We start from the raw sequence: 20,647 nt of genomic DNA on the forward strand, positions 1-20,647 counted from the left end.
CCGCTGACATTGCGACGCGCCCGTGCCACTCTGCCCCGGTAATCCGCACCACGGCCCACGCACCACGCACCACGCACCACGGCCCACGGCCCACGGCCCACGGCCCACGCACATGCACCGCGCACAGCCGATCCGCACCGACCGCTCTTCACCCCCACCCTGCCCGGCTTCATCCGGACCGGGCACGGCAGAAGGAGTCATGCGTGAATCGTCATCGCACGGCCTTATCCGTCCTGCTCTCGGCGGGCGCCCTGGTCGCGGGCGTCCTGACGGCGGCCACGCCCTCGGTCGCGGCCGACGCCCCCGCGTCCTTCCGGCAGCAGCACACCCAGGGCTTCTGGACAGCCGAACGGATGCGGAGCGCCACCCCGCTCGACGTGACGGCGGTCCCCGGCGCGGCCCGCACCCCGGTCGCCGCCTCCACGGCCCCCACCACCGTCGCCCCGACGCCCGCGGTGTCTGCCATGGCGGCCCCCACGGCGTTCCCGCAGGCAGGCGGCGCCTGGACGGGCGGCGGCGCGGTCGTGAAGACCTCGGGCCGGGTCTTCTTCACGATGGGCGGCCGGACCGCCTCCTGCTCAGGCGACTCGGTGACCAGCGCCAACGGCAGCACGGTCATGACGGCCGGCCACTGCGTGAAGTACCAGGGGGCCTGGCACACGAACTGGGTCTTCGTCCCGGCCTACAACAACGGCTCCGCGCCCTACGGCCAGTGGTCGGCCACCAAGACCTTCGCCACCGACCAGTGGGCCGCCAGCGAGGACATGAACATGGACGTCGGCCTCGCCGTCGTCGCCCCGCTGAACGGGCAGACCCTCAGCCAGGCCGTCGGCGCCCAGGGCCTCCTCTTCAACGGCGGATACAACAAGCGGATGTACTCCTTCGGCTTCCCCGCGGCGGCCCCGTACGACGGCACGAAGCTGGTCTACTGCAGCGGCAACAGCGGCAAGGACTTCCTGCTGACCAAGGACCACAGCCTGGCCTGCAACATGACCGGCGGCTCCAGCGGCGGCCCCTGGTTCCAGGACTTCAACGAGGCCACGGGCCTGGGCACCCAGGTCTCGGTGAACAGCTTCGGCTACACGTTCCTGCCGAACCGGATGTACGGCCCGTACTTCGGCAACGAGGCGAAGGCGGCCTACGACAAGGCCCAGACGGCCTGACCCCATACTCGCCTCCGCCACCCCCACCTGGCCGGTACTCTGTACCGGCCAGGTGGGTTGCCCGAGCGGCCTAAGGGAACGGTCTTGAAAACCGTCGTGGCGCGAGTCACCGTGGGTTCAAATCCCACACCCACCGCCAGCTCAGCGAACGCGCTGATCAGAAGGGGCGCCCCACACCAGGGGCGCCCCTTCGTCGTGGTCGCCGCCTCACCGAGAGGGTGCGAACCCGCCTTCAGCCACCCCCCGAACTTCAAGCCCGACGCCAAGTGGCAGTACAGCAACACCAACACCATCCTCCTCGGCCTGCTGGTCGAGAAGGTCAGCGGGCAGAGCCTCGGCGACTTCCTCCCGGAGCACGTGTTCACGCCGCTCAAGCTGAACAGCACGTCCCTGCCGACGGACAGCGTCGTACCGGACCCCCACGCCCACGGGTACTCCAGCTTCACGCCCGACGGCTCCGTCACCGATGCCACCAACTGGAACCCGTCCTGGGGCTGGGCCGCCGGCGCGATCATCTCCAACCTCGACGACCTGCGCACCTGGGCCCCGGCCCTGGTCGACGGCCGGCTGCTGAGCAAGAAGACGCAGGCCGAGCGATTGCGGACGCTCCCGACCGGGTTCCCCGAGATCTCCTACGGCCTCGGCATCCTCAACACCAACGGCTGGCTCGGCCACAACGGGGAGATCCCCGGCTACGAGTCCATCGCCGCCCAGCTCCCCGCCGAGGAGGCCTCTCTCGTCGTGCTCGTCACTTCCGACGTCGACCACAACGGCAAGAACCTGTCCTCGCTCGTCGGGAACGCGGTCACCTCCATCGTGACCCCCGACCACCTCTGGCCCGCCCCGGTGCCCACGGCGCCGGAGTAGCACGCCCCCGCCCGGGAGTTCTCCGTCGGGGTAAGGCGTGTGGAGGGATTCCCGGGTTGCGGGTCGGCCCGGGGCGTGCGGGCGGGTGCGACGCAGGCCTGGCCCGGCCTCCAGGCGTCCGCTGCCGACCCCCGTGGTCACGGAAGCCGGGGGTCCGATCACCGGTCTTGGGCCTTCCGAGTGGTGTTTGTCGGAAGATCGGCGCGCGTGGTGGGAGCGGTGCGGTTGCGACCACATCATGACGAATGTATTCAGATCCGCCCGTCGGAACATCGTGAATCGAGGCACCTCGTCATGGCCCACCGCAGCATCCTCACGTCGATCTGGACCTCCGTCCTCGCCGCCCTGGTCGCCCTCCTCTCCTCCCTCGGCCTCGGTGGGAAGGTGGCTCCGGCCGCTGCCGCCGCCTCCGTCCCGGCCCCCGCCCGTACGGTTCCCACGACCGCCTCCGTCCGTCGGCCGGCCGTCGCGGCCCGCCGGACGTGGCGGGCGATGATGCGGGGCGGTTCGCTCCCGCCGACCATCAAGCAGCGGATCCGCGCCGAGGCGCACGGCAAGACCCCCTCCGTCCGCCGCTCGACCACTGCCGCTGCCATGGGCGCCGGACAGGTAACTGCCACAGCCGCCGCCACCCGCACGCTGACCTCGGTCGCAGCACCCGCCGTCCCCGCCGTCACCGCACCCGCCACCGCAGCACCCGCAGCCACCACCGGGGCCGCGCGGGAAGCGCTCGCGCTCGCCGCGTAGCCCCGTACCCGCAGTCCGCACGAGCGCAGAGCAGTACGAGCAAGAGCAAGAGCAAGGCCAAGAGCAGAACCAAGACCAAGACCCAGAGCAGTACGAGCACGAGCACGAGCACGAGTACGAGTACGAGTACGAGTACGAGCACACGCAGAGCACGAGCAGTACGAGCACGAGCAGTAGGAGCACAAGCACGAGTACGAGCAGGCGCTGGAGCCCGGTCCTTGTGACCGTGGATCGCGCCGCGTGTGGTGCCCCGCCGTGGGGCACGGATGGATCACCCCGGCTTGCGCCGGGGGGCGCGCAGGGGGCGTGAAGCTTGGCATTGCAGGGCCGCAGGCCCGGGAGACGGTGGGGTTCCCGGACGGCGCGGCCCTTTTCGGCATGTCCGGGACGAGGCGGTGTGCCGGAACGCTTCATTCCTTGTGCGAAGAGGGATTCGGCGGGTCCCGGGGTGCTGACCTGGGGTTTCGGGGGCGTGAATGGGGTTTATCCGACGTTGGTCATGCTTGCGGGGGAATCGGGGACTCCGCGGTGGTTCGCCGGGGATTCGGTGGGCAACTCTGGTCTCGCGACGTCGTCACCACACGGAACGACCGAGGCGGTCGGCCAACTGCCTTGGAGCAAGTCCCACTTCGGTTTTCTGGAGGATAAAGACATGGCAAGCATCCGTACCGCCCGCGTCATCGCCGCCCTCGCCGCTCTCCCCCTCGCCGTCGGGCTCTTCGGCGGGGTGGCATCGGCCGACAACGGCTCCTTCGCGAACGACGGATCGAATGCGAGCGTCGCCAGCATCATCGGCAGCGGCGTGGGCGGGAACAACGGCGGCAACTCGTCCACCTCGCAGCAGGTGGCCACCGGCTCCGGTGCCTCCAACCAGAACAACACCGCGCAGGTCAACGGCTCGGCCTTCACGGTGATCCACCAGGCCAACTCGAACGTGGGGGTCAATTTCCTCCCCTGGTGGTAGCCGCGGCCCAAGCCGCTCGAATGCTTGAGGGCGTCTGTGCGACCGGACCGGCTGGGGTCCGGTAGCGCAGGCGCCCTCGCGCATGCCCGCGGTCCCCCAGGCCTCCTCGGTCCCCTCCCGACCTTGACATCACGGGTGAATCTGACGGACAGTCAGGTTCCCTCGATGATGTGATGCCGGGAGGCCCGCGCCGTGCACCTCGCCCCGACCGAAGGCCAGTTGCGGCTACGCGCCGAACTGCGGGACTACTTCAAGGATCTGCTGCCGGACGGAACCCCCGAGGACCCGGCCCGCCAGCGTGAACTGCTGCGCCGCATCGGCGCCGACGGGCTGCTCGGCCTCGGCTGGCCCGTCGCGTACGGCGGCCAGGGCCGCGGCGCCGACGAGCAGTTCGTGTTCTTCGACGAGGCCTACCGGGCCGGCGCCCCCGTCTCCATGGTCACGCTCAACACCGTCGGCCCGACCCTGATGAAGTACGGGACCCAGGAACAGAAGGACTACTTCCTCCCCCGCATCCTCACCGGCGACCTCGTCTTCGCCATCGGCTACTCCGAACCCGAGGCCGGCACCGACCTCGCCTCGCTGCGCACCCGCGCCGTCCGCGACGGAGCCGACTGGCTGATCGACGGGCAGAAGATCTTCACGTCCAACGCCCAGAACGCGGACTGGATCTGGCTCGCCTGCCGCACCGACCCCGACGCCCCCAAGCACAAGGGCATCTCGATCGTCCTGGTGCCCACCGACGCCCCGGGCTTCTCGTGGACCCCGATCGCCACCGTCGGCGGGCTCACGACCACGGCGACGTACTACGACTCCGTACGCGTGCCCGCCGGCAACCTCGTCGGCCCCGAGCACGGCGGCTGGGGCCTGATCACCAACCAGCTCAACCACGAACGCGTGGCCCTCGCCGCCATCGGCATGCAGGCCGAGGACTTCTACACGGGTGCGCTCGACCACGCCCGCACCCCCGACCCGGTCACCGGCGACCGGCCCGCCGACCTCCCCTGGGTGCAGTCCCGGCTCGCCGAGGCGCACGCGCGACTGGCCGCCGTACGCCTCCTCAACTGGCGCCTCGTCCAGGACGTGGGCGGCGGCACCCTGGCCCCCGGCGACGCCAGCGGCGTGAAGTTCCTCGGCACCGAGTCCACCGTCGAGGTGTACCGGATGTGCCAGGAGGTGGTGGGCGAGGAGGCCCTGATCCGGGGGCCCGCGGCCTTCGCGGGCGGCGAGCTGGAGCGGATGAACCGGGCCGCCCAGATCAACACCTTCGGCGGCGGGGTCAGCGAGGTCCAGCGGGAGATCGTCGCCATGATGCGGCTCGGCATGAAGGGGAGGAAGCGATGACGGCGGACGCGGCAGGCACGGCCGAGGCGGGCGAGGTAACCGCGGCAGGCACGGCCGAGGCGGTCGAAGCGGCTGACGCAGCCGAGGAGGCAGCCCGGTTCCACACGCTGCTCACGGCCTTCGAGGGACGGCCCGCCGCCACCGCGGGCCGGGGCAAGGACGCGGTCAACGAGTCGATGATCCGCCACTGGTGCGAGGCGGTGGGCGACGCCAACCCCGCCTACACCGGCCCGGACGCCATCGCTCCGCCCACCATGCTCCAGGCCTGGACGATGGGCGGGCTCTCCGGCCACTCGGACCGCTCCTCCTCCTACGACGAGCTCTTCGCGCTCCTCGACGGCGCAGGCTTCACCTCCGTGGTCGCCACCGACTGCGAGCAGGAGTACCTGCGCCCGCTGCGGCCCGGCGACGCGATCACCTTCGACGCCGTCATCGAGTCCGTGTCGCCCCGCAAGACGACCAAGCTGGGCACCGGCCACTTCGTCACCACCCGCATGGACGTCCAGGCGGACGGGGAGCCGGCCGGTACCCACCGCTTCCGGATCCTCAAGTACGCGCCCGCCGCCAGGGCGGAGAAGAGCAAGCCCCCGGCCCTGCGCCCCCGCCCCGTGATCAACCGCGACAACCAGGGATTCTGGGACGGCGTCCGGGATCACAGGCTGCTGATCCAGCGCTGCACCGCCTGCGCCACGCTCCGCTTCCCGTGGCTCCCCGGCTGCAACGCCTGCGCGAGCCCCGACTGGGACACCGTCGAAGCCTCCGGCGCCGGCACGGTCTTCAGCTACGTCGTCATGCACCACCCGCCCTTCCCGGCCTTCACCGCGCACGACCGTTCCGACCGTTCCGGCAGTTCCGACCGTTCCGGCAACTCCAACCGTTCCGGCGGTTCCGGCCGTTCCGCCGACACGGGAGGCCCGTACGCGGTCGCCCTCGTCGAGCTCGCCGAAGGGGTCCGGATGATCAGCAACATCACCGGCGTCCCGTACGACAAGGTGCGCATCGGCCTGCCCGTCCAGCTGGAGTTCCTGCGCGTCGACGACGAGCTCGAACTCCCCGTCTTCCGCGGGAGTGCGGGCTGATGGACTTCCACCCCACCGAGGGGCAGGCCGCCGCGGCCGGTCTCGCCGCCCGGATCTTCTCCGATCTCGCCACCCACGAACGCCTCGCGGAAGCCGGCACCGGCAGCGACGCCGCACTGTGGAAGGCCCTCACCACGGCCGGACTGACCGCCGCCGTCGGGGAGATCGGCCTGCTCGGGCTGGTCCTCCTGCTGGAGGAACAGGGCCGCACCACCGCGCAGGTCCCGTACGCCGCCACCTGCGCGTACGGGATCCTCCCCGTGGCCGCGCACGGCAGCCCCGAGCAGCGTGCCCGTCTGCTCCCCGCCCTCGGCACGGGCGAGGCGGTGGCCACCGGAGCCTTCCCGGCGCGCGGCCGGATCAGCGCCGAGGACGGCCGGCTCACCGGGACCGCCCCGGCCGTGCCCTGGCTGCGCGACGCCACGCACGTGCTGGTCCCGGACACGGATCGGGCGCTGTGGCTCGTACGGACCGACGCGCCCGGCGTACGGATGTCCCCCGTCGAGACCACCGCGCCCTGGGCGGCGGGACGGCTGACCCTGACCGGAGCCGAGGGCGAACGCCTCGGGGCCGACGGCGCCTACGAGGACACCCTCGCCGCCGCCCGCACCGCCTTCGCCGGGCTCCAGGCAGGCGTCTGCGCGGGCTCGCTCGCCCGGGCGGTGGAGTACACCTCCACCCGTGAGCAGTTCGGCCGGCCGCTCTCCACCAATCAGGGCGTCATGCTGCGCGCGGCCGACGCCTACATGGACACCGAGGCGATCCGGGTCACCACGTACGAAGCGGCCTGGCGCATCGACCAGGGCCTCGAGGCCCACGAGCACGCGCTGACGGCGGCCTGGTGGGCCTCGGAGGCGGGCAAGCGTGTCGTGCACGCCGGCCAGCACCTGCACGGCGGCATGGGCGCCGACCTGGACCACCCCGTCCACCGGCACTTCCTGTGGGGGCGCCAGCTGGACGCGTACCTGGGCTACGGCAGCGAGCTGCTGGCCGAACTGGGAGCTTCGATCGCTTCGACAGCCGAGGGAGAACACGCATGAACGTCGGCGACACGCTGCCGCCACTGGAGGTTCCGGTCACCCGCACCCTGATCGTCGCGGGCGCGATCGCCTCCCGCGACTACCAGGACGTGCACCACGACGCGGCGCTCGCGCAGGAGAAGGGGTCCCCGGACATCTTCATGAACATCCTGACCACGAACGGGCTGGTCGGCCGGTACGTCACCGACCACCTCGGGCCGCACGCCGTCCTGCGCAAGGTGGCCATCCGCCTCGGCGCCCCCAACTACCCGGGCGACACCATGACCCTCACCGGCACGGTCACCGCCGTGTCCGGGACCACCGTCGAGATCCGGGTGGTCGGCGCCAACGGCATCGGCCGGCACGTGTCGGGGACGGTCACCGCGGAGGTGCCGGCATGAGCGTCCGCACCCGCGACGAGCTCGGCGGCCGCGCCGCGATCGCCGGCATCGGCGCGACCGAGTTCTCCAAGAACTCCGGCCGCAGCGAGCTCAAGCTCGCGGTCGAAGCCGTCCACGCCGCTCTTGACGACGCCGGGCTGACCCCCGCCGACGTCGACGGCATGGTCACCTTCACGATGGACACCAGCCCCGAGATCACCGTCGCCCAGGCCGCGGGCATCGGAGAGCTGTCCTTCTTCTCCCGCATCCACTACGGCGGCGGCGCAGCCTGCGCCACGGTCCAGCAGGCCGCCCTCGCCGTCGCCACCGGGGTCGCGGAGGTCGTGGTCTGCTACCGCGCCTTCAACGAGCGGTCCGGGCGCCGCTTCGGCTCCGGTGTCCAGCAGCGGGAGCCCTCGGCGGAGGGGGCGGCCCTCGGCTGGTCGCTGCCCTGGGGGCTGCTGACCCCCGCCTCCTGGGTGGCCATGGCCGCCCAGCGCTACCTGCACACCTACCACCTCACCCCCGAGGCCTTCGGGCACGTCGCGGTCACCGACCGCCGGCACGCCGCGAACAACCCCGCCGCGTACTTCCACGGCAAGCCCATCACCCTCGCCGACCACGCCGCCTCGCGCTGGATCGTGGAGCCGCTGCGGCTGCTGGACTGCTGCCAGGAGACCGACGGCGGCCAGGCAGTCATCGTCACCTCGACCGAGCGGGCCCGGGACCTGCGGCACGCGCCCGCCGTGATCACCGCGGCCGCGCAGGGCGCCGGGCGCCGCCAGGAGGCCATGACCTCCTTCTACCGCGACGACCTCACCGGGCTGCCGGAGATGGACGTGGTCGCGCGCCAGCTGTGGCGGACCAGCGGGCTGCGGCCCTCGGACATCGACGTCGGCATCCTCTACGACCACTTCACCCCCTTCGTGCTGATGCAGCTGGAGGAGTTCGGCTTCTGCAAGCCGGGCGAGGCCGCCGACTTCGTGGCCGCGGACGCGCTGGCGCTCAACACCCACGGCGGCCAGCTCGGGGAGGCATACCTGCACGGCATGAACGGCATCGCCGAGGCCGTCCGGCAGCTGCGCGGCACCTCCGTCAACCAGGTCGCGGGGGCGGCGCACGCACTCGTCACGGCCGGTACCGGGGTACCGACCTCGGGGCTGATCCTCGGCGCCGACGGCTGAGATCCGGGGCCTGCCGGGCCCCGCCCCCTCCACCTTCAGGGGGTGGGACAGGCCCTACTCCTACAACCTGAGGTGGATCCCCCATCGGCACCTGCGGCCGATCCCAGGGCGGGCGGGCGCTCCTAGCGTGGAGACATGACCACGCCTGTGTGCACGCTCGCCTCGAATCCGACGCCGTACCCGTCGTTCTCGGCGTACGTCCGTACCCGCGGCACGGTCCTGATGCGCACCGCGCGGTCCCTCACCGCCAACCCGTGCGATGCGGAGGACCTGCTCCAGACGGCCCTCGCGAAGACGTACGTGGCCTGGGACCGCATCGAGGACCACCGCGCCCTGGACGGCTACGTCCGGCGCACCCTCGTCAACACCCGCACCTCCCAGTGGCGCAAGCGCAAGGTCGACGAGTTCGTATGCGATGAGCTCCCGGAGACCGAGGCGGCCCCGGCCTCCGACCCGGCGGAGGCGCAGGCGCTGCGGGACGCGATGTGGCGCGCGGTGACCCGGCTGCCCGACCGCCAGCGGGCCATGGTCGTCCTGCGGTACTACGAGGACATGAGCGAGGTGCAGACCGCGAAGCTGCTGGGTGTCTCGGTCGGCACGGTCAAGAGCGCCGTCTCCCGCGCGCTGGGCAAGCTCCGCGAGGACCCGGAACTCGCACCGGTCCGCTGAAACGGCGAGACGGCGAGGCGCCGAGACGGCGAAACGCCCACGCGGTGGGACCGGGGATGTTTCACGTGAAACCAGAGGATGTTTCACGTGAAACACGGGCGGGTTTCTACTCCCGGGTAGTGACATGCCAACCGGTATGTGCGCAGAATCGGCTGCATCCGTAGCCGCCGCAGCGCCGCAGCGCTCACCGGGAGGACGCTTTGCTCAGCACCATGCAGGACGTACCGCTCCTCGTCACCCGCATACTCCGACACGGGATGACCATCCACGGGAAGTCCCAGGTGACGACCTGGACCGGGGAGGCCGAGCCGCACCGCCGCAGCTTCGCCGAGATCGGCACCCGCGCCACCCGCCTCGCCGGAGCCCTGCGCGACGAGCTCGGAGTGCGCCAGGACGACCGGGTCGCCACCCTCATGTGGAACAACGCCGAGCACGTCGAGGCGTACTTCGCGATCCCCTCCATGGGCGCGGTCCTGCACACGCTCAACCTGCGGCTCCCCCCTGAGCAGCTGGTCTTCATCGTGAACCACGCCGCCGACCGGGTCGTGCTGGTCAACGGCACCCTGCTGCCCCTGCTCGCGCCGCTGCTGCCGCACCTGCCGACGATCGAGCACGTCGTGGTCTCCGGCCTCGGCGACCGCTCCGTGCTCGAAGGCCTGAACGTGCGCGTGCACGAGTACGAGGAGCTCCTCGGGGCCCGCTCCGACAGCTACGAGACCTACGACTGGCCGGAGCTGGACGAGCGCCAGGCGGCCGCGATGTGCTACACCTCCGGCACCACCGGGGACCCCAAGGGCGTCGTCTACTCCCACCGCTCCCTCTACCTGCACTCCATGCAGGTCAACATGGCCGAGTCGATGGGGCTGACCGACAACGACACCACCCTCGTCGTCGTCCCGCAGTTCCACGTGAACGCCTGGGGGCTGCCGCACGCCACCTTCATGACCGGCATCAACATGCTGATGCCGGACCGCTTCCTGCAGCCCGCCCCGCTCGCCGAGATGATCGAGCGGGAGAAGCCCACGCACGCCGCGGCCGTCCCCACCATCTGGCAGGGACTGCTGGCCGAGGTCACCGCCAACCCACGCGACCTGACCTCGATGAAGCACGTCACCATCGGCGGCTCGGCCTGTCCGCCCTCCCTGATGGAGGCCTACGACAAGCTCGGCGTCCGCGTCTGCCACGCCTGGGGCATGACCGAGACCTCCCCGCTGGGCACGATGGCGCACCCGCCGGCCGGTCTGAGCGCCGAGGAGGAGTGGCCCTACCGGCTCACCCAGGGCCGTTTCCCGGCGGGCGTCGAAGCCCGCCTGATCGGCCCCGGCGGGGACCTCCTGCCCTGGGACGGGGAGTCGGCGGGCGAGCTGGAGGTGCGCGGCAACTGGATCGCCAGCTCCTACTACGGCGGCGCGTCCGGCGAACCCATCCGGCCCGAGGACAAGTTCAGCGCCGACGGGTGGCTCAAGACCGGGGACGTCGGCGTCATCAGCGCCGACGGCTACCTCACCCTCACCGACCGCGCCAAGGACGTCATCAAGTCCGGCGGTGAGTGGATCTCCAGTGTGGAGCTGGAGAACGCGCTCATGGCGCACCCCGAGGTCGCCGAGGCCGCCGTCGTCGCCGTCCCGGACGAGAAGTGGGGCGAGCGCCCGCTGGCCACCGTCGTCCTCAAGGAGGGCGCGACCGTGAACTACACCGGGCTGCGCGAGTTCCTCTCGCAGTCCATCGCCAAGTGGCAGCTGCCGGAGCGCTGGACGGTCATCGAGGCCGTGCCGAAGACCAGTGTCGGCAAGTTCGACAAGAAGGTGATCCGCCGGCAGTACGCGGACGGCGCACTGGACGTCACCAAGCTCGACTGACGTCGCCGGCTCCTACCGGTTCTGGCCCCGGGTGAGCCATGGCCGCAGCACCCTGCTGACCGCGGGCATGGCCACGTAGGTCATCAGGGTGCTGAAGACGACGGCGAAGGCCGCCGTCCGCAGCACGAAGTGCAGATCCACCAGGTACGGCCCGAGCACCGCGTTGCCGATCAGCGAGATCGGGAAGATGGCCAGCCCCGAGCTGATCGCCATCTTCCACCGCGGCGGCGCGGGCCGGGTCGTACCCGGCTTGGCGAACCAGGTCTCCATGCCCTGCAGTTCCCGGCGGGCTATCTCCGTGTGGTGATGGCCGAGGCAGTTGGAGAACCACTGCGCCCTTTCCGCGGAGTCCTGCCAGCGCTGGAACGCCGCCTGGTTGCGGAACCGGTGGACCAGGAACCACGGCCCGCCCTCGGCCGCCGGGCGGAAGAGCCCGTACCCCAGGTGGTCCGGGAAGCTCGCGGCCGTCTCCAGGATCCCGTGGGCCCAGGCCTCGAAGGTCTCCTCGTGCCCGGGCTCCACCTGCCGCGCGATGAGCAGGTTCACCTCCCCGTTGTCGGCGGGGACGGTGTGCTCGGTCGTGTCGATGATGGCCATCGGGCCAGGATTACTAGTTGGTGCCGATCTTGGCCAGCAGGTCCACGATGCGACCCTGCACGTCCGCCGTGGTGGCCCGCTCGGCGAGGAAGAGCACGCTCTCGCCCGAGGCCAGCCGCGGCAGTTCGGCCGGATCGATGCCGGTCGCCGTGTAGACGACCAGCGGGGTGCGGTTCAGCTGCCCGTTGGCGCGCAGCCAGTCCACGATCCCGGCCCGCCGGCGGCGCACCTGCATCAGGTCCATGACCACCAGGTTGGGCCGCATCCGCGTCGCCAGCTCCACGGCGTCCGTGTCCGCGCCCGCCCTGGCGACCTGCATGCCGCGCCGTTCCAGGGCCGCGGTCAGCGCGGTCGCGATCTCGTCGTGCTCCTCGATCAGCAGCACGCGGGAGGGGTGCTGTTCGCTGTCGCGCGGCGCCAGCGCCTTGAGCAGGACGGCCGGATCGGCGCCGTACGCCGCTTCGCGCGTGGCATGCCCCAGCCCGGCCGTGACCAGTACGGGGACCTCGGCGGCCACCGCGGCCTGGCGCAGGGACTGCAGGGCAGTCCGGGTGATCGGACCGGTCAGCGGGTCGACGAACAGCGCGGCGGGGAACGCGGCGATCTGCGCGTCCACCTCCTCGCGGGAGTGCACGATCACCGGGCGGTAGCCGCGGTCGCTGAGCGCCTGCTGCGTCTGCACGTCGGGCGCGGGCCACACCAGGAGCCGGCGCGGGTTGTCCAGCGGCTCCGGCGGGAGCTCGTCGTCCACGGGCCGCGGCACGGGCCGGTTGACCACCTCGACGGCGCCGCCCGGCCCGTCCAGCGGCTCGGGGCCCTCGTCGGCGCCCGCCTCGGGGGCGCCTATGGCGAAGGCCCGGCCCTGCGGGGCGGGCTCGGCGAGCCGACGACGGCGGCCGGAGCCGGAGCCCGCGCCCGTGGCGGGGCCGGAGCCCGTGGCGGAGGGGTCCAAGGAGATGCCCTGGCCGAGGGTGCCGAGGGCGCGCACGCTGATCGGCTGCGCGGCCTGACCCTCCGCCGGGGCGTCCTGCGGCCGGCGCGCCCCGGGGACCGCGACCGGGCCGGAGGCCTCGCCGTCCTCGGGAGCGGTCCGGGCGGCCGGAACCGGCCAGGCCTGGGGGTCGGACAGCGCGCGGCGCCGCCCGGTCGGGTTCTCCGCGGGCTCCTCCGGCTGCGCGGCGGCGGCTTCGGGCTCGCCGCCGGGAGCGCCCAGCACCCGGCGGCCACGCCGCCCGGCCGGGGCGTCGGCGCCGTCGGCGGTGGCGTCGGTGGGAGCGGGGGCCGAGCCGGCCATCGCGGGGGTCTGCGGAGCGGCGGGAGCCGGAGTCGGGCCGGCGGGCAGCGCGAAGCCGCCCTCGGGGGCGATGGGCCGCGCGGGAGCGGGCGTCGGCCCGAGCCCGGTCGCCGGCACGGGACCGCCGGGCTGCGCCGGACCGGCCGGACCCAGCGCCCGCCGCCGCCCGGCAGGATGCTCGGTCACCGGAACCGGCGGCACCGCGGGAACGGGCGGGAGCGCGGGCATGGCCGTGCCCTGCGGGGGCACGGGCCGCCCGGGGCCGCCCGGACCGCCGGGACCGGTCATGGCTTCGGATCCGCCGCTGTCGTCGCCGGCCCGGCCGCGCCTGCGCCCGGTACCGAGTCCCGCCGGATTCACCGGGGACTGCGCGAGCTCCGGGCCCGCGTCGGGACCGCCGGCCTCGCCCGCCCGCCGTCGCCCGGAAGGCAGCGCCAGCGCGCCCCCGCCCTGGCCGGCCTGTGCCGCCTTCGCGGCCTCGGGGCCCGCGGCGGCGTCGTCGTCCAGGAAGGCGTCCACTCCGCGCCGGCCCCGCCGGCCGCCGGAGACCTTGCCGGGGGCGGCGTCCCCGGCCGTCCCCGCGCCGTCCGCGGAGGCGTCCGCCGAGGGCTCCTCCGCCGGTTCCGGCAGGGTCACCGTCCCGGCGCCCGCGCCGAGCGGGAGCTCCAGCACGTACGCACCGCCGGGCGCGCCCGGCACCTCCACCGTCTGCAGCACGCCGCCGTGCGCGGCCACGATGCCCCGCACGATCGGCTCGTGGACCGGGTTGCCGCCCTCGTAGGGTCCGCGCACCTCGATCCGTACGACGTCGCCGCGCTGCGCGGCGGCCACCACGATCGTCGAGTCGCCGTACCCGCTGCCCTGGGCGGTCTTGCCGGTGGCGTCCACCCCGGCGACGTCCGCGACCAGGTGCGCCAGCGCGGTCGCGATCCGGTCCGCGTCCACCTCGGCCTCGATGGTCGGCGCGTGGACGGCGAACTGCGCGCGGCCCGGGCCGATCAGCTCGACCGCTCCGTCGACGCCCGCCGCGACGACGGTGTTGATCAGGACCTTCTTCTTCGTGAGCCGGTCACGGCCGGAGTCCAGGCGCTGGAAACCGAGCACGTTGTCCACCAGCGTGGTCATCCGCGAGTACCCGGCGGCCAGGTGGTGCAGCAGCTGGTTGGCCTCGGGCCACAGCTGTCCGGCGTCGTCGGCGGCCAGCGTCGCCAGCTCGCCGCGCAGCTCGTCCAGCGGTCCGCGCAGGGAATCGCCGAGGACGGCCATCAGCTGCGCGTGGCGCGCGGCGAGGGCGTCGTAGGGCCGCCGGTCGGTGAAGGTCATGACGGCGCCGACGAGCTGCTCCCCGTCCCGTACGGGCGAGGTGGTCAGGTCGACCGCGACCGGCTGTCCGGATTTGTTCCACAGCACCTGTCCGCGGACGCGGTGCTTGCGCCCGCTGCGCAGGGTGTCGGCGAGCGGGGACTCCTCGAAGGGGAACGGCGAGCCGTCGGCGCGGGAGTGCTGGACCAGGCCGTGCAGTTCGCGGTTGCCGAGGTCGGTGGCGCGGTAGCCGAGGATCTGGGCGGCGGCCGGGTTGACCAGCACCACCCGTCCGTCGGTGTCGGTGCCCACGACGCCCTCGGCGGCGGCGCGCAGGATCATCTCGGTCTGCCGCTGCGAGCGGGCCAGCTCGGCCTCGGTGTCCACGGTCTGCGAGAGGTCCCGGACCACGAGCATCAGCAGCTCGTCACCGGTGTACGAGGGTTGCGGCTCGCGGTAGGCGTCGCGTCCGTCGAGATGGGCGCTGGTGACCTCGACGGGGAACTCGGAGCCGTCGGTGCGCCGCGCGATCATCCGCTTGGGCTTCGTACGGCCGCCCTCCTCCTCGCCGGGCCGGCGCATGGAGCCGGGGATCAGCTTGGAGTCGAATTCGGGCAGGAGGTCGAGCAGGCCGCGGCCGACAAGCCCCGTGCCGGGGCTCTCCATGACCTCGAGAGCGATCGAATTGGCGTTGACGACCGTGCCGTTGGCGTTGACGAGCAACAGCGCGTCCGGAAGAGCGTCGAGTATTGCTGCGAGGCGAGCAGCGCCTCGGGATGGCCTGCTGCTCACGACGAGCTTCCTCCCTGACCACAACTACCGGCAAGTCACGGGAGGAGTCTAAGGCCACAGGCCCGCGGCGGGGTGGCCGATGTGGGGTGGATACCGCCCATCCCGCGCATCGTCCCAGGTCAGGAACGCCCACTCGGAAGCAGAGGTTCCAACTCGTCCCAGCGGTTGATTTCGCATCCGTTGGTCCGCCGGAACGTGGAGTCCACCTTGCGTCCGTTCCAGGTTCCGGTGATGCGGGCGGTGGCGGGACCCCCGTCCTGCATGGTGCAGATCTGTCGCTGGGAGACGGGGGCGAAGGGGTTCTTCCCCTCCTTGGCGAGCGTGTCCAGCCTTGCGCAGGCCTGCTCCCTCCAGGGGTGGTCGCCGCCGACGGGGTTGCACTCGATCAGGAACTCCCGGTCCAGCCGACGGTTGCCGGTGTCTGCCAGGTCGATGGTGAGGCGGTCGGGCGGGGACAGCAGCCGTGCCAGGGGCAGCGGGGGCAGTGGCCCCACCGCCGCGGCGGCCAGGGCGGAGGTGACGGCGAAGGCGGCGAGACGCAGCATGGGGCACTCCAGGTCGTCCGTACGTCGTACGCCTGACCAACGACGCGGGCCCGCCGACGTTGCGTGCCGCGCGGGCTTTAAGGCTTTGCCCTGCACCCGTCCCTCCTAGTACCGTGGGAGCGGATTGGTGAGGGGCCCTGCGCCTGTGTCATCATCTGCACGCACCTTCGTACGCGGGGGTGTGCTGGAGGCGTCGCCTAGTCCGGTCTATGGCGCCGCACTGCTAATGCGGTTTGGGTCTTACCACCCATCGAGGGTTCAAATCCCTCCGCCTCCGCACCTCATCGAAGCCCCGGTCCTGACGGACCGGGGCTTCGATGCGTTCCGGGGCAATCCGGTGCGATCCGACCTCTGTGCGAGTCCATCCGGACGATCTTCATCCGGACTGTTTTCGCAGGTCAGCAGTGGTTTGGGTAATGGATTTCGCGTCCCGGCGAGGTCCATGTATTGTTGTTCTCGCAAGGCCAACGGGGCGCAAAACCCCGGGAAGCCCAAGCACTCGTAGCTTAACGGATAGAGCATCTGACTACGGATCAGAAGGTTGCAGGTTCGAATCCTGCCGAGTGCACAGCAGGGCAGAGGCCCCCAGGAGAAATCCTGGGGGCCTCTGTCGTATGTCCGCTGTCCGGGTGGGGTCTCTCCTCCTTGATGGGGAGGGGATCCCCCGGAGGATGTCAGGGCCGGGATGGCTCTGGCGGGGGACGCCGACTACCCGCCGGCCTCGGTACGGTTTTTGAAGATCGTCCGAAGTCGGAAAACGGGGGCACTCATGGGACTGTTCGGGAACGCGCACACGGTCGACCCAGTGTCGGCGCAGCGGGACTACGCGCGGCTGCTGGGGCAGGGGGAGCAGGTGCACGCGGCGTACCTGCTGATCCGCGACACGATCCTGTTCACCGACCGGCGGCTGGTGCTCGTCGACAAGCAGGGGCTCACGGGGAAGAAGGTGGAGTACCACTCCGTCCCGTACCGGAGCATCACGCACTTCTCCGTGGAGACCGCCGGCCACTTCGATCTCGACGCCGAGCTCAAGATCTGGATATCCGGCACGCCGGCGCCGATCGAGAAGACCTTCACCAAGGGGGTCGACATCTACGAGGTGCAGGCGATCCTGACGCAGTTCGTCGCCCGGTAGCCGGACGCGCGCCGGCCCCAGGGGCGGCAGGTCTCGGAGGCGGCACCCCTCAAAGAACCCGGGGGAGGCCGGTCACCGACATCACCAGGGAGTAGAGGGAGGTGGTGGCGGTGATGAAGAGGCGGTTGTTCCTGGCGCCGCCGAAGGCGATGTTCGAGACCGGTTCGGGGACGCGGAGGCGGCCGATCAGGGTGCCGTCCGCGGCGTGGCAGCGGACGCCGTTCTCCATCGCGGCCGCCCACAGCCGGCCCTCGTCGTCGAAGCGGATGTTGTCGACCCCCGGGCAGGTGGCGAAGACCCGGTCGTCGGTGAGGGTGCCGTCGTCGGTGACCTTGAAGGCGCGGATGTGGCCCGCGCGGGTGTCCGCGGCGTACAGCTCGCTCTCGTCGGGGGAGAAGACGAGGCCGTTGGGGCCGAGGAAGCCGTCGGCGGCCAGGCGGACCTCGCCGGTCGAGGGGTCGGCCCGGTAGAGGTTGCAGGCTCCGATCTCGCTGGGTGCGCGGTGGCCCTCGTAGTCGGTGGTGATGCCGAAGTCCGGGTCGGAGAACCAGATGGAGCCGTCCGAGCGGACCACCGCGTCGTTGGGGCTGTTGAGCCGCTTGCCGTCGAAGCGGTCGGCGATGACGGTGAGGCTGCCGTCCGGCTCGGTGCGGGTGACGCGCCGGTTGCCCTGCTCACAGGTGATCAGGCGGCCTTCGCGGTCCAGGGTGTTGCCGTTGGAGTGGCCGGCCGGGGAGCGGAAGACGGAGACCGCGCCGGTCGCCTCGTCCCAGCGCAGCATCCGGTCGTTGGGGATGTCGCTCCACGCCAGCTGCCGCCAGGCGGGCAGGTACAACGGACCCTCGGCCCAGCGGCAGTCGTCGTAGAGCCGGTCCAGCCGGGCGTCGCCGTTGGCGCAGCGGCCGGTCCGGAAGCGATCGTCCAGGATCTCGTACAAGGCTAGGTCGGCTATGCCTGACATGATTTCCCCCTGAGAGAGTTTCACCGAATGTGGTTCGGCCTGATGGTGAGATTGCAGGATCAGGTACCGTCTTCGCAAGGGTCGACAGGCCCATGAGAGGAAGATTGCGTGGACGACATCGACCGTGCGCTCGTCCTGCGCCTGCAGCAGGACGCCGGACAGTCGTACGCCGCTCTCGGCACGGCCGTCGGGCTCTCGGCCGGGGCCACCCACGAGCGCGTACGCAAACTGCGCGAGCGCGGGGTGATCCGGCGGACCACCGTCGACGTCGACCCGGCCGCCGTCGGCAGCGGGGTCCTCGCCTACGTGATGGTCGACTCCAACGCCTGGATGGGGGAGTCCGGGGCCGACTTCGCCGCGATTCCCGAGATCCAGGAGGCGCACATCATCGCGGGCAGCGCTTCCGTGCTGGTCAAGGTGCGCACGGCCTCGACCGAGCAGCTGCAGGACGTCCTGCGCCGCCTCTACGCCATCAACGGGGTCAGCGGCACGCACGCCACCGTCGTGCTGGAGACCTTCTTCGAGCGGCCGCTCCCGCTGTGACCTGGTGGTGCACCGGGATCCGGTGGAAGGGCGGCCGTCCCGCCATCGGGTGGTACGGGCAGGGGCGCGGCGAGCGGGTGAGCCTGCTCGCGTACGGGCAGCGGCTGGCCTTCGTCGCGCGCGGCGAGCGGCACTGCCTCGGAGTGTGGCGGGCCGGGAAGCGGACACCCTGCCCCACCGCCGCCACCGTGCCCGGCCGCGCCGGGAACGCGCAGTGCCCCGAATGCGCCCGCCTCGACCGGTCGTTCTCCGTGGCGGCCGACACCAACGTGGCCGATCCGCGCACCTACCGGGTCTACCTGGCGTGGTTCGGGCCCGGCATGGTCAAGGTCGGGATCACCGCCGAGGAGCGCGGCTCCGCCCGGCTGCTGGAGCAGGGGGCGGTGGCCTGGGCATGGCTGGGGCGCGGTCCGCTGATGGCCACCCGGCGCACCGAGGAGCTGCTGCGGGCGGCGCTCGGGGTGCCCGACCGGATCGCGTACGCCCGCAAGCGCGCCGTACGGGCGCACCTGCCGGCCGCGCCCGATCGGGCCCGGGAGGTGGCCGAGCTGCACGCCCGGGCGGCGGCGCTGCCCGGGTGGCCGGAGTCGCTGGAGCGGGTGGGGTGCGAAGTGACCGACCATGCCGGGGCGTTCGGTCTGGACGGGTTGCCCGCTTCCGCGCGGGTGCTCACCGGGATGGTTCCCGGCGGGGCCGTCGTGGGCCGGCTGGCGGGCGCGGCCGGGCCCGATCTGCACCTCGCCGACGGGCTCGTGGTGGACACCCGGCTGCTGGCCGGCTGGGAGCTCACCGCCCCGGGGGACGAGGCGGTGACCTCGGTGCCGGTGACGCAGATCCCGTCCGCCGCCACCGCTCCCGTCGAGCAGGACGGGCTGTTCTGACCCCGGCGGGCCGAGGTGTCCATGGTCAAGACTTGGATCCCTTTGGCCTCCCGGGGCCGATTGCGGTGGACATCGCGGGGGCGCTCCGCAGAGGGTGGTGGGCATGAGCATTCAGCCGGTACCGGCCTTCGAACCGCCTTATGTCATGGCTGTTTTCAGCAATGTCAGGGCTGCCGACGACAGTGGATACCCCGAGACCCTCGCCCGGATGAACGAGATCGTCCGGACGAATCCCGGCTTCCTCGGCTACGAGTCCGCGCGCACCCCCGGCGGCCTCGGCATCACCGTCGCCTACTTCCGCGACCACGAGTCGCTCACCGTGTGGCGCGAGGACCTGGAGCACCAGGCGGCCATGAAGCAGGGCCGCACCCACTGGTACGACAGCTACACCCTGCACGTCGCGACCGTCGAACGGAGCCACGGCTTTGCCCGCAACGGCTGAGGCGCTCCGCACCTTCCGGGAGCGCCTCGGACTGCCCGGCCTAGTCGACGTCCACACGCACTTCATGCCCGCGCGGGTCCTGGACAAGGTGTGGGAGTACTTCGACGCGGTCGGCCCGCTGACCGGCGTCGAGTGGCCCATCACCTACCGCCACGAGGAGGAGCAGCGCGTCGCGCTCCTGCGGGAGTTCGGGGTCCGGGCCTTCACCGCCATGCTCTACCCGCACAAACCCGCGATGGCCGCGTGGCTCAACGCATGGTCCGCCGATTTCGCCGCCCGCACCCCCGACTGCCTGCACACCGCGACCTTCTTCCCGGAGGAGGGCGTGACCGCGTACGTCCGCCAAGCCGTCGACTCCGGGGCCCGGATCTTCAAGGCACACCTCCAGGTCGGCGACTACGACCCGAACGACGACCGGCTCGACCCCGTCTGGGGGCTGCTCGCCGAGGCCGGCATCCCGATCGTGATCCACTGCGGCTCCGGGCCCGCCGCGGGCAAGTACACCGGACCCGAGCCGATCGCCCGGCTGCTGGCCCGCCATCCGCGGCTGCCGCTGGTCATCGCCCACATGGGCATGCCCGAGTACGCCGACTTCCTCGACCTCGCCGACCGGTACGCCGAGGTGCGCCTGGACACCACCATGGCTTTCACCGACTTCTCCGAGCAGCTCAGCCCCTTCCCGTCCGGGGACCTCGGACGGCTCGCGGACCTCGGCGACCGGATCCTGCTCGGCACCGACTTCCCGAGCATTCCCTACCCCTACGAGCACCAGCTCGCCGCCCTCGAACGCCTCGGCCTCGGAGACGACTGGCTGCGGGCGGTCTGCCACGACAACGCCGCCCGGCTGTTCCGCCTCGACGGCTGACCCTGCGCTCCGGCC

The 20,647-nt window shown here is 71.9% G+C and carries 20 protein-coding genes and 3 tRNA genes; 19 read left to right on the top strand and 4 right to left on the bottom strand.

Going from position 1 to position 20,647, the window contains the following annotated elements:
- The first annotated feature begins 203 nt into the window (after positions 1–203).
- From OG534_RS18825 to OG534_RS18880, 12 genes are all read left to right on the top strand, one after another.
- Entirely contained in the window at positions 204–1,163 is a 960-nt protein-coding gene (locus OG534_RS18825) for a trypsin-like serine peptidase (RefSeq protein ID WP_326589218.1), read from the top strand.
- A 51-nt stretch (positions 1,164–1,214) separates the two neighbouring features.
- Positions 1,215–1,302: transfer RNA gene (locus OG534_RS18830), tRNA-Ser, on the top strand.
- Positions 1,303–1,358: 56 nt separating this feature from the next.
- Positions 1,359–2,030, top strand: coding sequence for a serine hydrolase domain-containing protein (locus OG534_RS18835; RefSeq protein ID WP_326589219.1), 672 nt, complete (start codon positions 1,359–1,361; stop codon positions 2,028–2,030).
- A gap of 294 nt (positions 2,031–2,324) precedes the next feature.
- Positions 2,325–2,777 (top strand): DUF6344 domain-containing protein, encoded by a 453-nt coding sequence (locus OG534_RS18840; RefSeq protein WP_326589220.1) that lies wholly within the window; start codon positions 2,325–2,327, stop codon positions 2,775–2,777.
- A 652-nt stretch (positions 2,778–3,429) separates the two neighbouring features.
- On the top strand, positions 3,430–3,741 hold the full coding sequence (locus OG534_RS18845; RefSeq protein WP_326589221.1) for a hypothetical protein: 312 nt from the start codon (positions 3,430–3,432) through the stop codon (positions 3,739–3,741).
- 192 nt (positions 3,742–3,933) lie between these two features.
- Entirely contained in the window at positions 3,934–5,085 is a 1,152-nt protein-coding gene (locus tag OG534_RS18850; RefSeq protein ID WP_326589222.1) for an acyl-CoA dehydrogenase family protein, read from the top strand.
- The gene (locus OG534_RS18855) at positions 5,082–6,164 is read left to right on the top strand and encodes a bifunctional MaoC family dehydratase N-terminal/OB-fold nucleic acid binding domain-containing protein (protein WP_326589223.1); all 1,083 of its coding nucleotides are present in this window, start codon (positions 5,082–5,084) and stop codon (positions 6,162–6,164) included. Before OG534_RS18850 ends, OG534_RS18855 begins: the two co-directional genes overlap by 4 nt.
- Complete coding sequence (locus OG534_RS18860) at positions 6,164–7,204, top strand: acyl-CoA dehydrogenase family protein (RefSeq protein ID WP_326589224.1); 1,041 nt, start codon at positions 6,164–6,166, stop codon at positions 7,202–7,204. Before OG534_RS18855 ends, OG534_RS18860 begins: the two co-directional genes overlap by 1 nt.
- Positions 7,201–7,584: a MaoC family dehydratase gene (locus OG534_RS18865; protein WP_326589225.1), complete on the top strand. Its 384-nt coding sequence runs from the start codon at positions 7,201–7,203 to the stop codon at positions 7,582–7,584. Before OG534_RS18860 ends, OG534_RS18865 begins: the two co-directional genes overlap by 4 nt.
- A complete protein-coding gene (locus OG534_RS18870) occupies positions 7,581–8,747 on the top strand; it encodes a lipid-transfer protein (protein WP_326589226.1) in 1,167 nt (388 codons plus the stop codon). Before OG534_RS18865 ends, OG534_RS18870 begins: the two co-directional genes overlap by 4 nt.
- A gap of 135 nt (positions 8,748–8,882) precedes the next feature.
- The gene (locus OG534_RS18875; protein WP_326589227.1) at positions 8,883–9,416 is read left to right on the top strand and encodes a SigE family RNA polymerase sigma factor; all 534 of its coding nucleotides are present in this window, start codon (positions 8,883–8,885) and stop codon (positions 9,414–9,416) included.
- Positions 9,417–9,616: 200 nt separating this feature from the next.
- On the top strand, positions 9,617–11,275 hold the full coding sequence (locus OG534_RS18880) for a long-chain fatty acid--CoA ligase (RefSeq protein ID WP_326589228.1): 1,659 nt from the start codon (positions 9,617–9,619) through the stop codon (positions 11,273–11,275).
- A gap of 12 nt (positions 11,276–11,287) precedes the next feature.
- Here OG534_RS18880 and OG534_RS18885 read toward each other — a convergent pair whose 3' ends face one another.
- From OG534_RS18885 to OG534_RS18895, 3 genes are all read right to left on the bottom strand, one after another.
- On the bottom strand, positions 11,288–11,872 hold the full coding sequence (locus OG534_RS18885) for an antibiotic biosynthesis monooxygenase (RefSeq protein ID WP_326589229.1): 585 nt from the start codon (positions 11,870–11,872) through the stop codon (positions 11,288–11,290).
- 13 nt (positions 11,873–11,885) lie between these two features.
- Complete coding sequence (locus OG534_RS18890; protein ID WP_326589230.1) at positions 11,886–15,260, bottom strand: response regulator; 3,375 nt, start codon at positions 15,258–15,260, stop codon at positions 11,886–11,888.
- 119 nt (positions 15,261–15,379) lie between these two features.
- The gene (locus tag OG534_RS18895; protein ID WP_326589231.1) at positions 15,380–15,805 is read right to left on the bottom strand and encodes an SSI family serine proteinase inhibitor; all 426 of its coding nucleotides are present in this window, start codon (positions 15,803–15,805) and stop codon (positions 15,380–15,382) included.
- A gap of 186 nt (positions 15,806–15,991) precedes the next feature.
- On the opposite strand from OG534_RS18895, the gene OG534_RS18900 reads away from it, so the two are divergent.
- The 3 genes from OG534_RS18900 (at position 15,992) to OG534_RS18910 (ending at position 16,940) form a co-directional block, all read left to right on the top strand.
- Positions 15,992–16,082: transfer RNA gene (locus tag OG534_RS18900), tRNA-Ser, on the top strand.
- A 218-nt stretch (positions 16,083–16,300) separates the two neighbouring features.
- Positions 16,301–16,373, top strand: a tRNA-Arg gene (locus OG534_RS18905).
- Positions 16,374–16,574: 201 nt separating this feature from the next.
- Entirely contained in the window at positions 16,575–16,940 is a 366-nt protein-coding gene (locus OG534_RS18910; RefSeq protein ID WP_326589232.1) for a PH domain-containing protein, read from the top strand.
- A 49-nt stretch (positions 16,941–16,989) separates the two neighbouring features.
- Here the strand turns inward: OG534_RS18910 and OG534_RS18915 are convergent, their stop codons facing one another.
- Positions 16,990–17,901, bottom strand: coding sequence for an SMP-30/gluconolactonase/LRE family protein (locus OG534_RS18915; RefSeq protein WP_326589233.1), 912 nt, complete (start codon positions 17,899–17,901; stop codon positions 16,990–16,992).
- A 108-nt stretch (positions 17,902–18,009) separates the two neighbouring features.
- On the opposite strand from OG534_RS18915, the gene OG534_RS18920 reads away from it, so the two are divergent.
- The 4 genes from OG534_RS18920 (at position 18,010) to OG534_RS18935 (ending at position 20,632) form a co-directional block, all read left to right on the top strand.
- A complete protein-coding gene (locus tag OG534_RS18920) occupies positions 18,010–18,444 on the top strand; it encodes an Lrp/AsnC family transcriptional regulator (RefSeq protein WP_326589234.1) in 435 nt (144 codons plus the stop codon).
- Positions 18,441–19,325, top strand: a complete 885-nt coding sequence (locus tag OG534_RS18925; protein WP_326589235.1) for a DUF2797 domain-containing protein — start codon at positions 18,441–18,443, stop codon at positions 19,323–19,325. The genes OG534_RS18920 and OG534_RS18925 overlap by 4 nt, the downstream gene beginning before the upstream one ends.
- Positions 19,326–19,428: 103 nt before the next feature.
- Entirely contained in the window at positions 19,429–19,767 is a 339-nt protein-coding gene (locus OG534_RS18930) for an antibiotic biosynthesis monooxygenase family protein (protein ID WP_326589236.1), read from the top strand.
- Positions 19,751–20,632 carry an amidohydrolase family protein gene (locus OG534_RS18935; protein WP_326589237.1) on the top strand — a complete coding sequence of 294 codons (882 nt, stop codon included), beginning with the start codon at positions 19,751–19,753 and terminating at the stop codon, positions 20,630–20,632. Before OG534_RS18930 ends, OG534_RS18935 begins: the two co-directional genes overlap by 17 nt.
- Positions 20,633–20,647 lie beyond the last annotated feature (15 nt).

The sequence above is a fragment of the Streptomyces sp. NBC_01294 genome (assembly GCF_035917235.1).
GTDB classification, from domain to species: Bacteria; Actinomycetota; Actinomycetes; order Streptomycetales; family Streptomycetaceae; genus Streptomyces; species Streptomyces caledonius.

What these genes read in the sequence shown, in the direction of transcription:
- OG534_RS18845 (WP_326589221.1), top strand. Translation starts at nt 3,430, where the DNA reads ATGGCAAGCATCCGTACCGCCCGCGTCATCGCCGCCCTCGCCGCTCTC.
- OG534_RS18930 (WP_326589236.1), top strand. Translation starts at nt 19,429, where the DNA reads ATGAGCATTCAGCCGGTACCGGCCTTCGAACCGCCTTATGTCATGGCT.
- OG534_RS18885 (WP_326589229.1), bottom strand. Translation starts at nt 11,872, where the DNA reads ATGGCCATCATCGACACGACCGAGCACACCGTCCCCGCCGACAACGGG.
- OG534_RS18860 (WP_326589224.1), top strand. Translation starts at nt 6,164, where the DNA reads ATGGACTTCCACCCCACCGAGGGGCAGGCCGCCGCGGCCGGTCTCGCC.
- OG534_RS18870 (WP_326589226.1), top strand. Translation starts at nt 7,581, where the DNA reads ATGAGCGTCCGCACCCGCGACGAGCTCGGCGGCCGCGCCGCGATCGCC.
- OG534_RS18875 (WP_326589227.1), top strand. Translation starts at nt 8,883, where the DNA reads ATGACCACGCCTGTGTGCACGCTCGCCTCGAATCCGACGCCGTACCCG.
- OG534_RS18855 (WP_326589223.1), top strand. Translation starts at nt 5,082, where the DNA reads ATGACGGCGGACGCGGCAGGCACGGCCGAGGCGGGCGAGGTAACCGCG.
- OG534_RS18915 (WP_326589233.1), bottom strand. Translation starts at nt 17,901, where the DNA reads ATGTCAGGCATAGCCGACCTAGCCTTGTACGAGATCCTGGACGATCGC.
- OG534_RS18895 (WP_326589231.1), bottom strand. Translation starts at nt 15,805, where the DNA reads ATGCTGCGTCTCGCCGCCTTCGCCGTCACCTCCGCCCTGGCCGCCGCG.
- OG534_RS18840 (WP_326589220.1), top strand. Translation starts at nt 2,325, where the DNA reads ATGGCCCACCGCAGCATCCTCACGTCGATCTGGACCTCCGTCCTCGCC.
- OG534_RS18865 (WP_326589225.1), top strand. Translation starts at nt 7,201, where the DNA reads ATGAACGTCGGCGACACGCTGCCGCCACTGGAGGTTCCGGTCACCCGC.
- OG534_RS18910 (WP_326589232.1), top strand. Translation starts at nt 16,575, where the DNA reads ATGGGACTGTTCGGGAACGCGCACACGGTCGACCCAGTGTCGGCGCAG.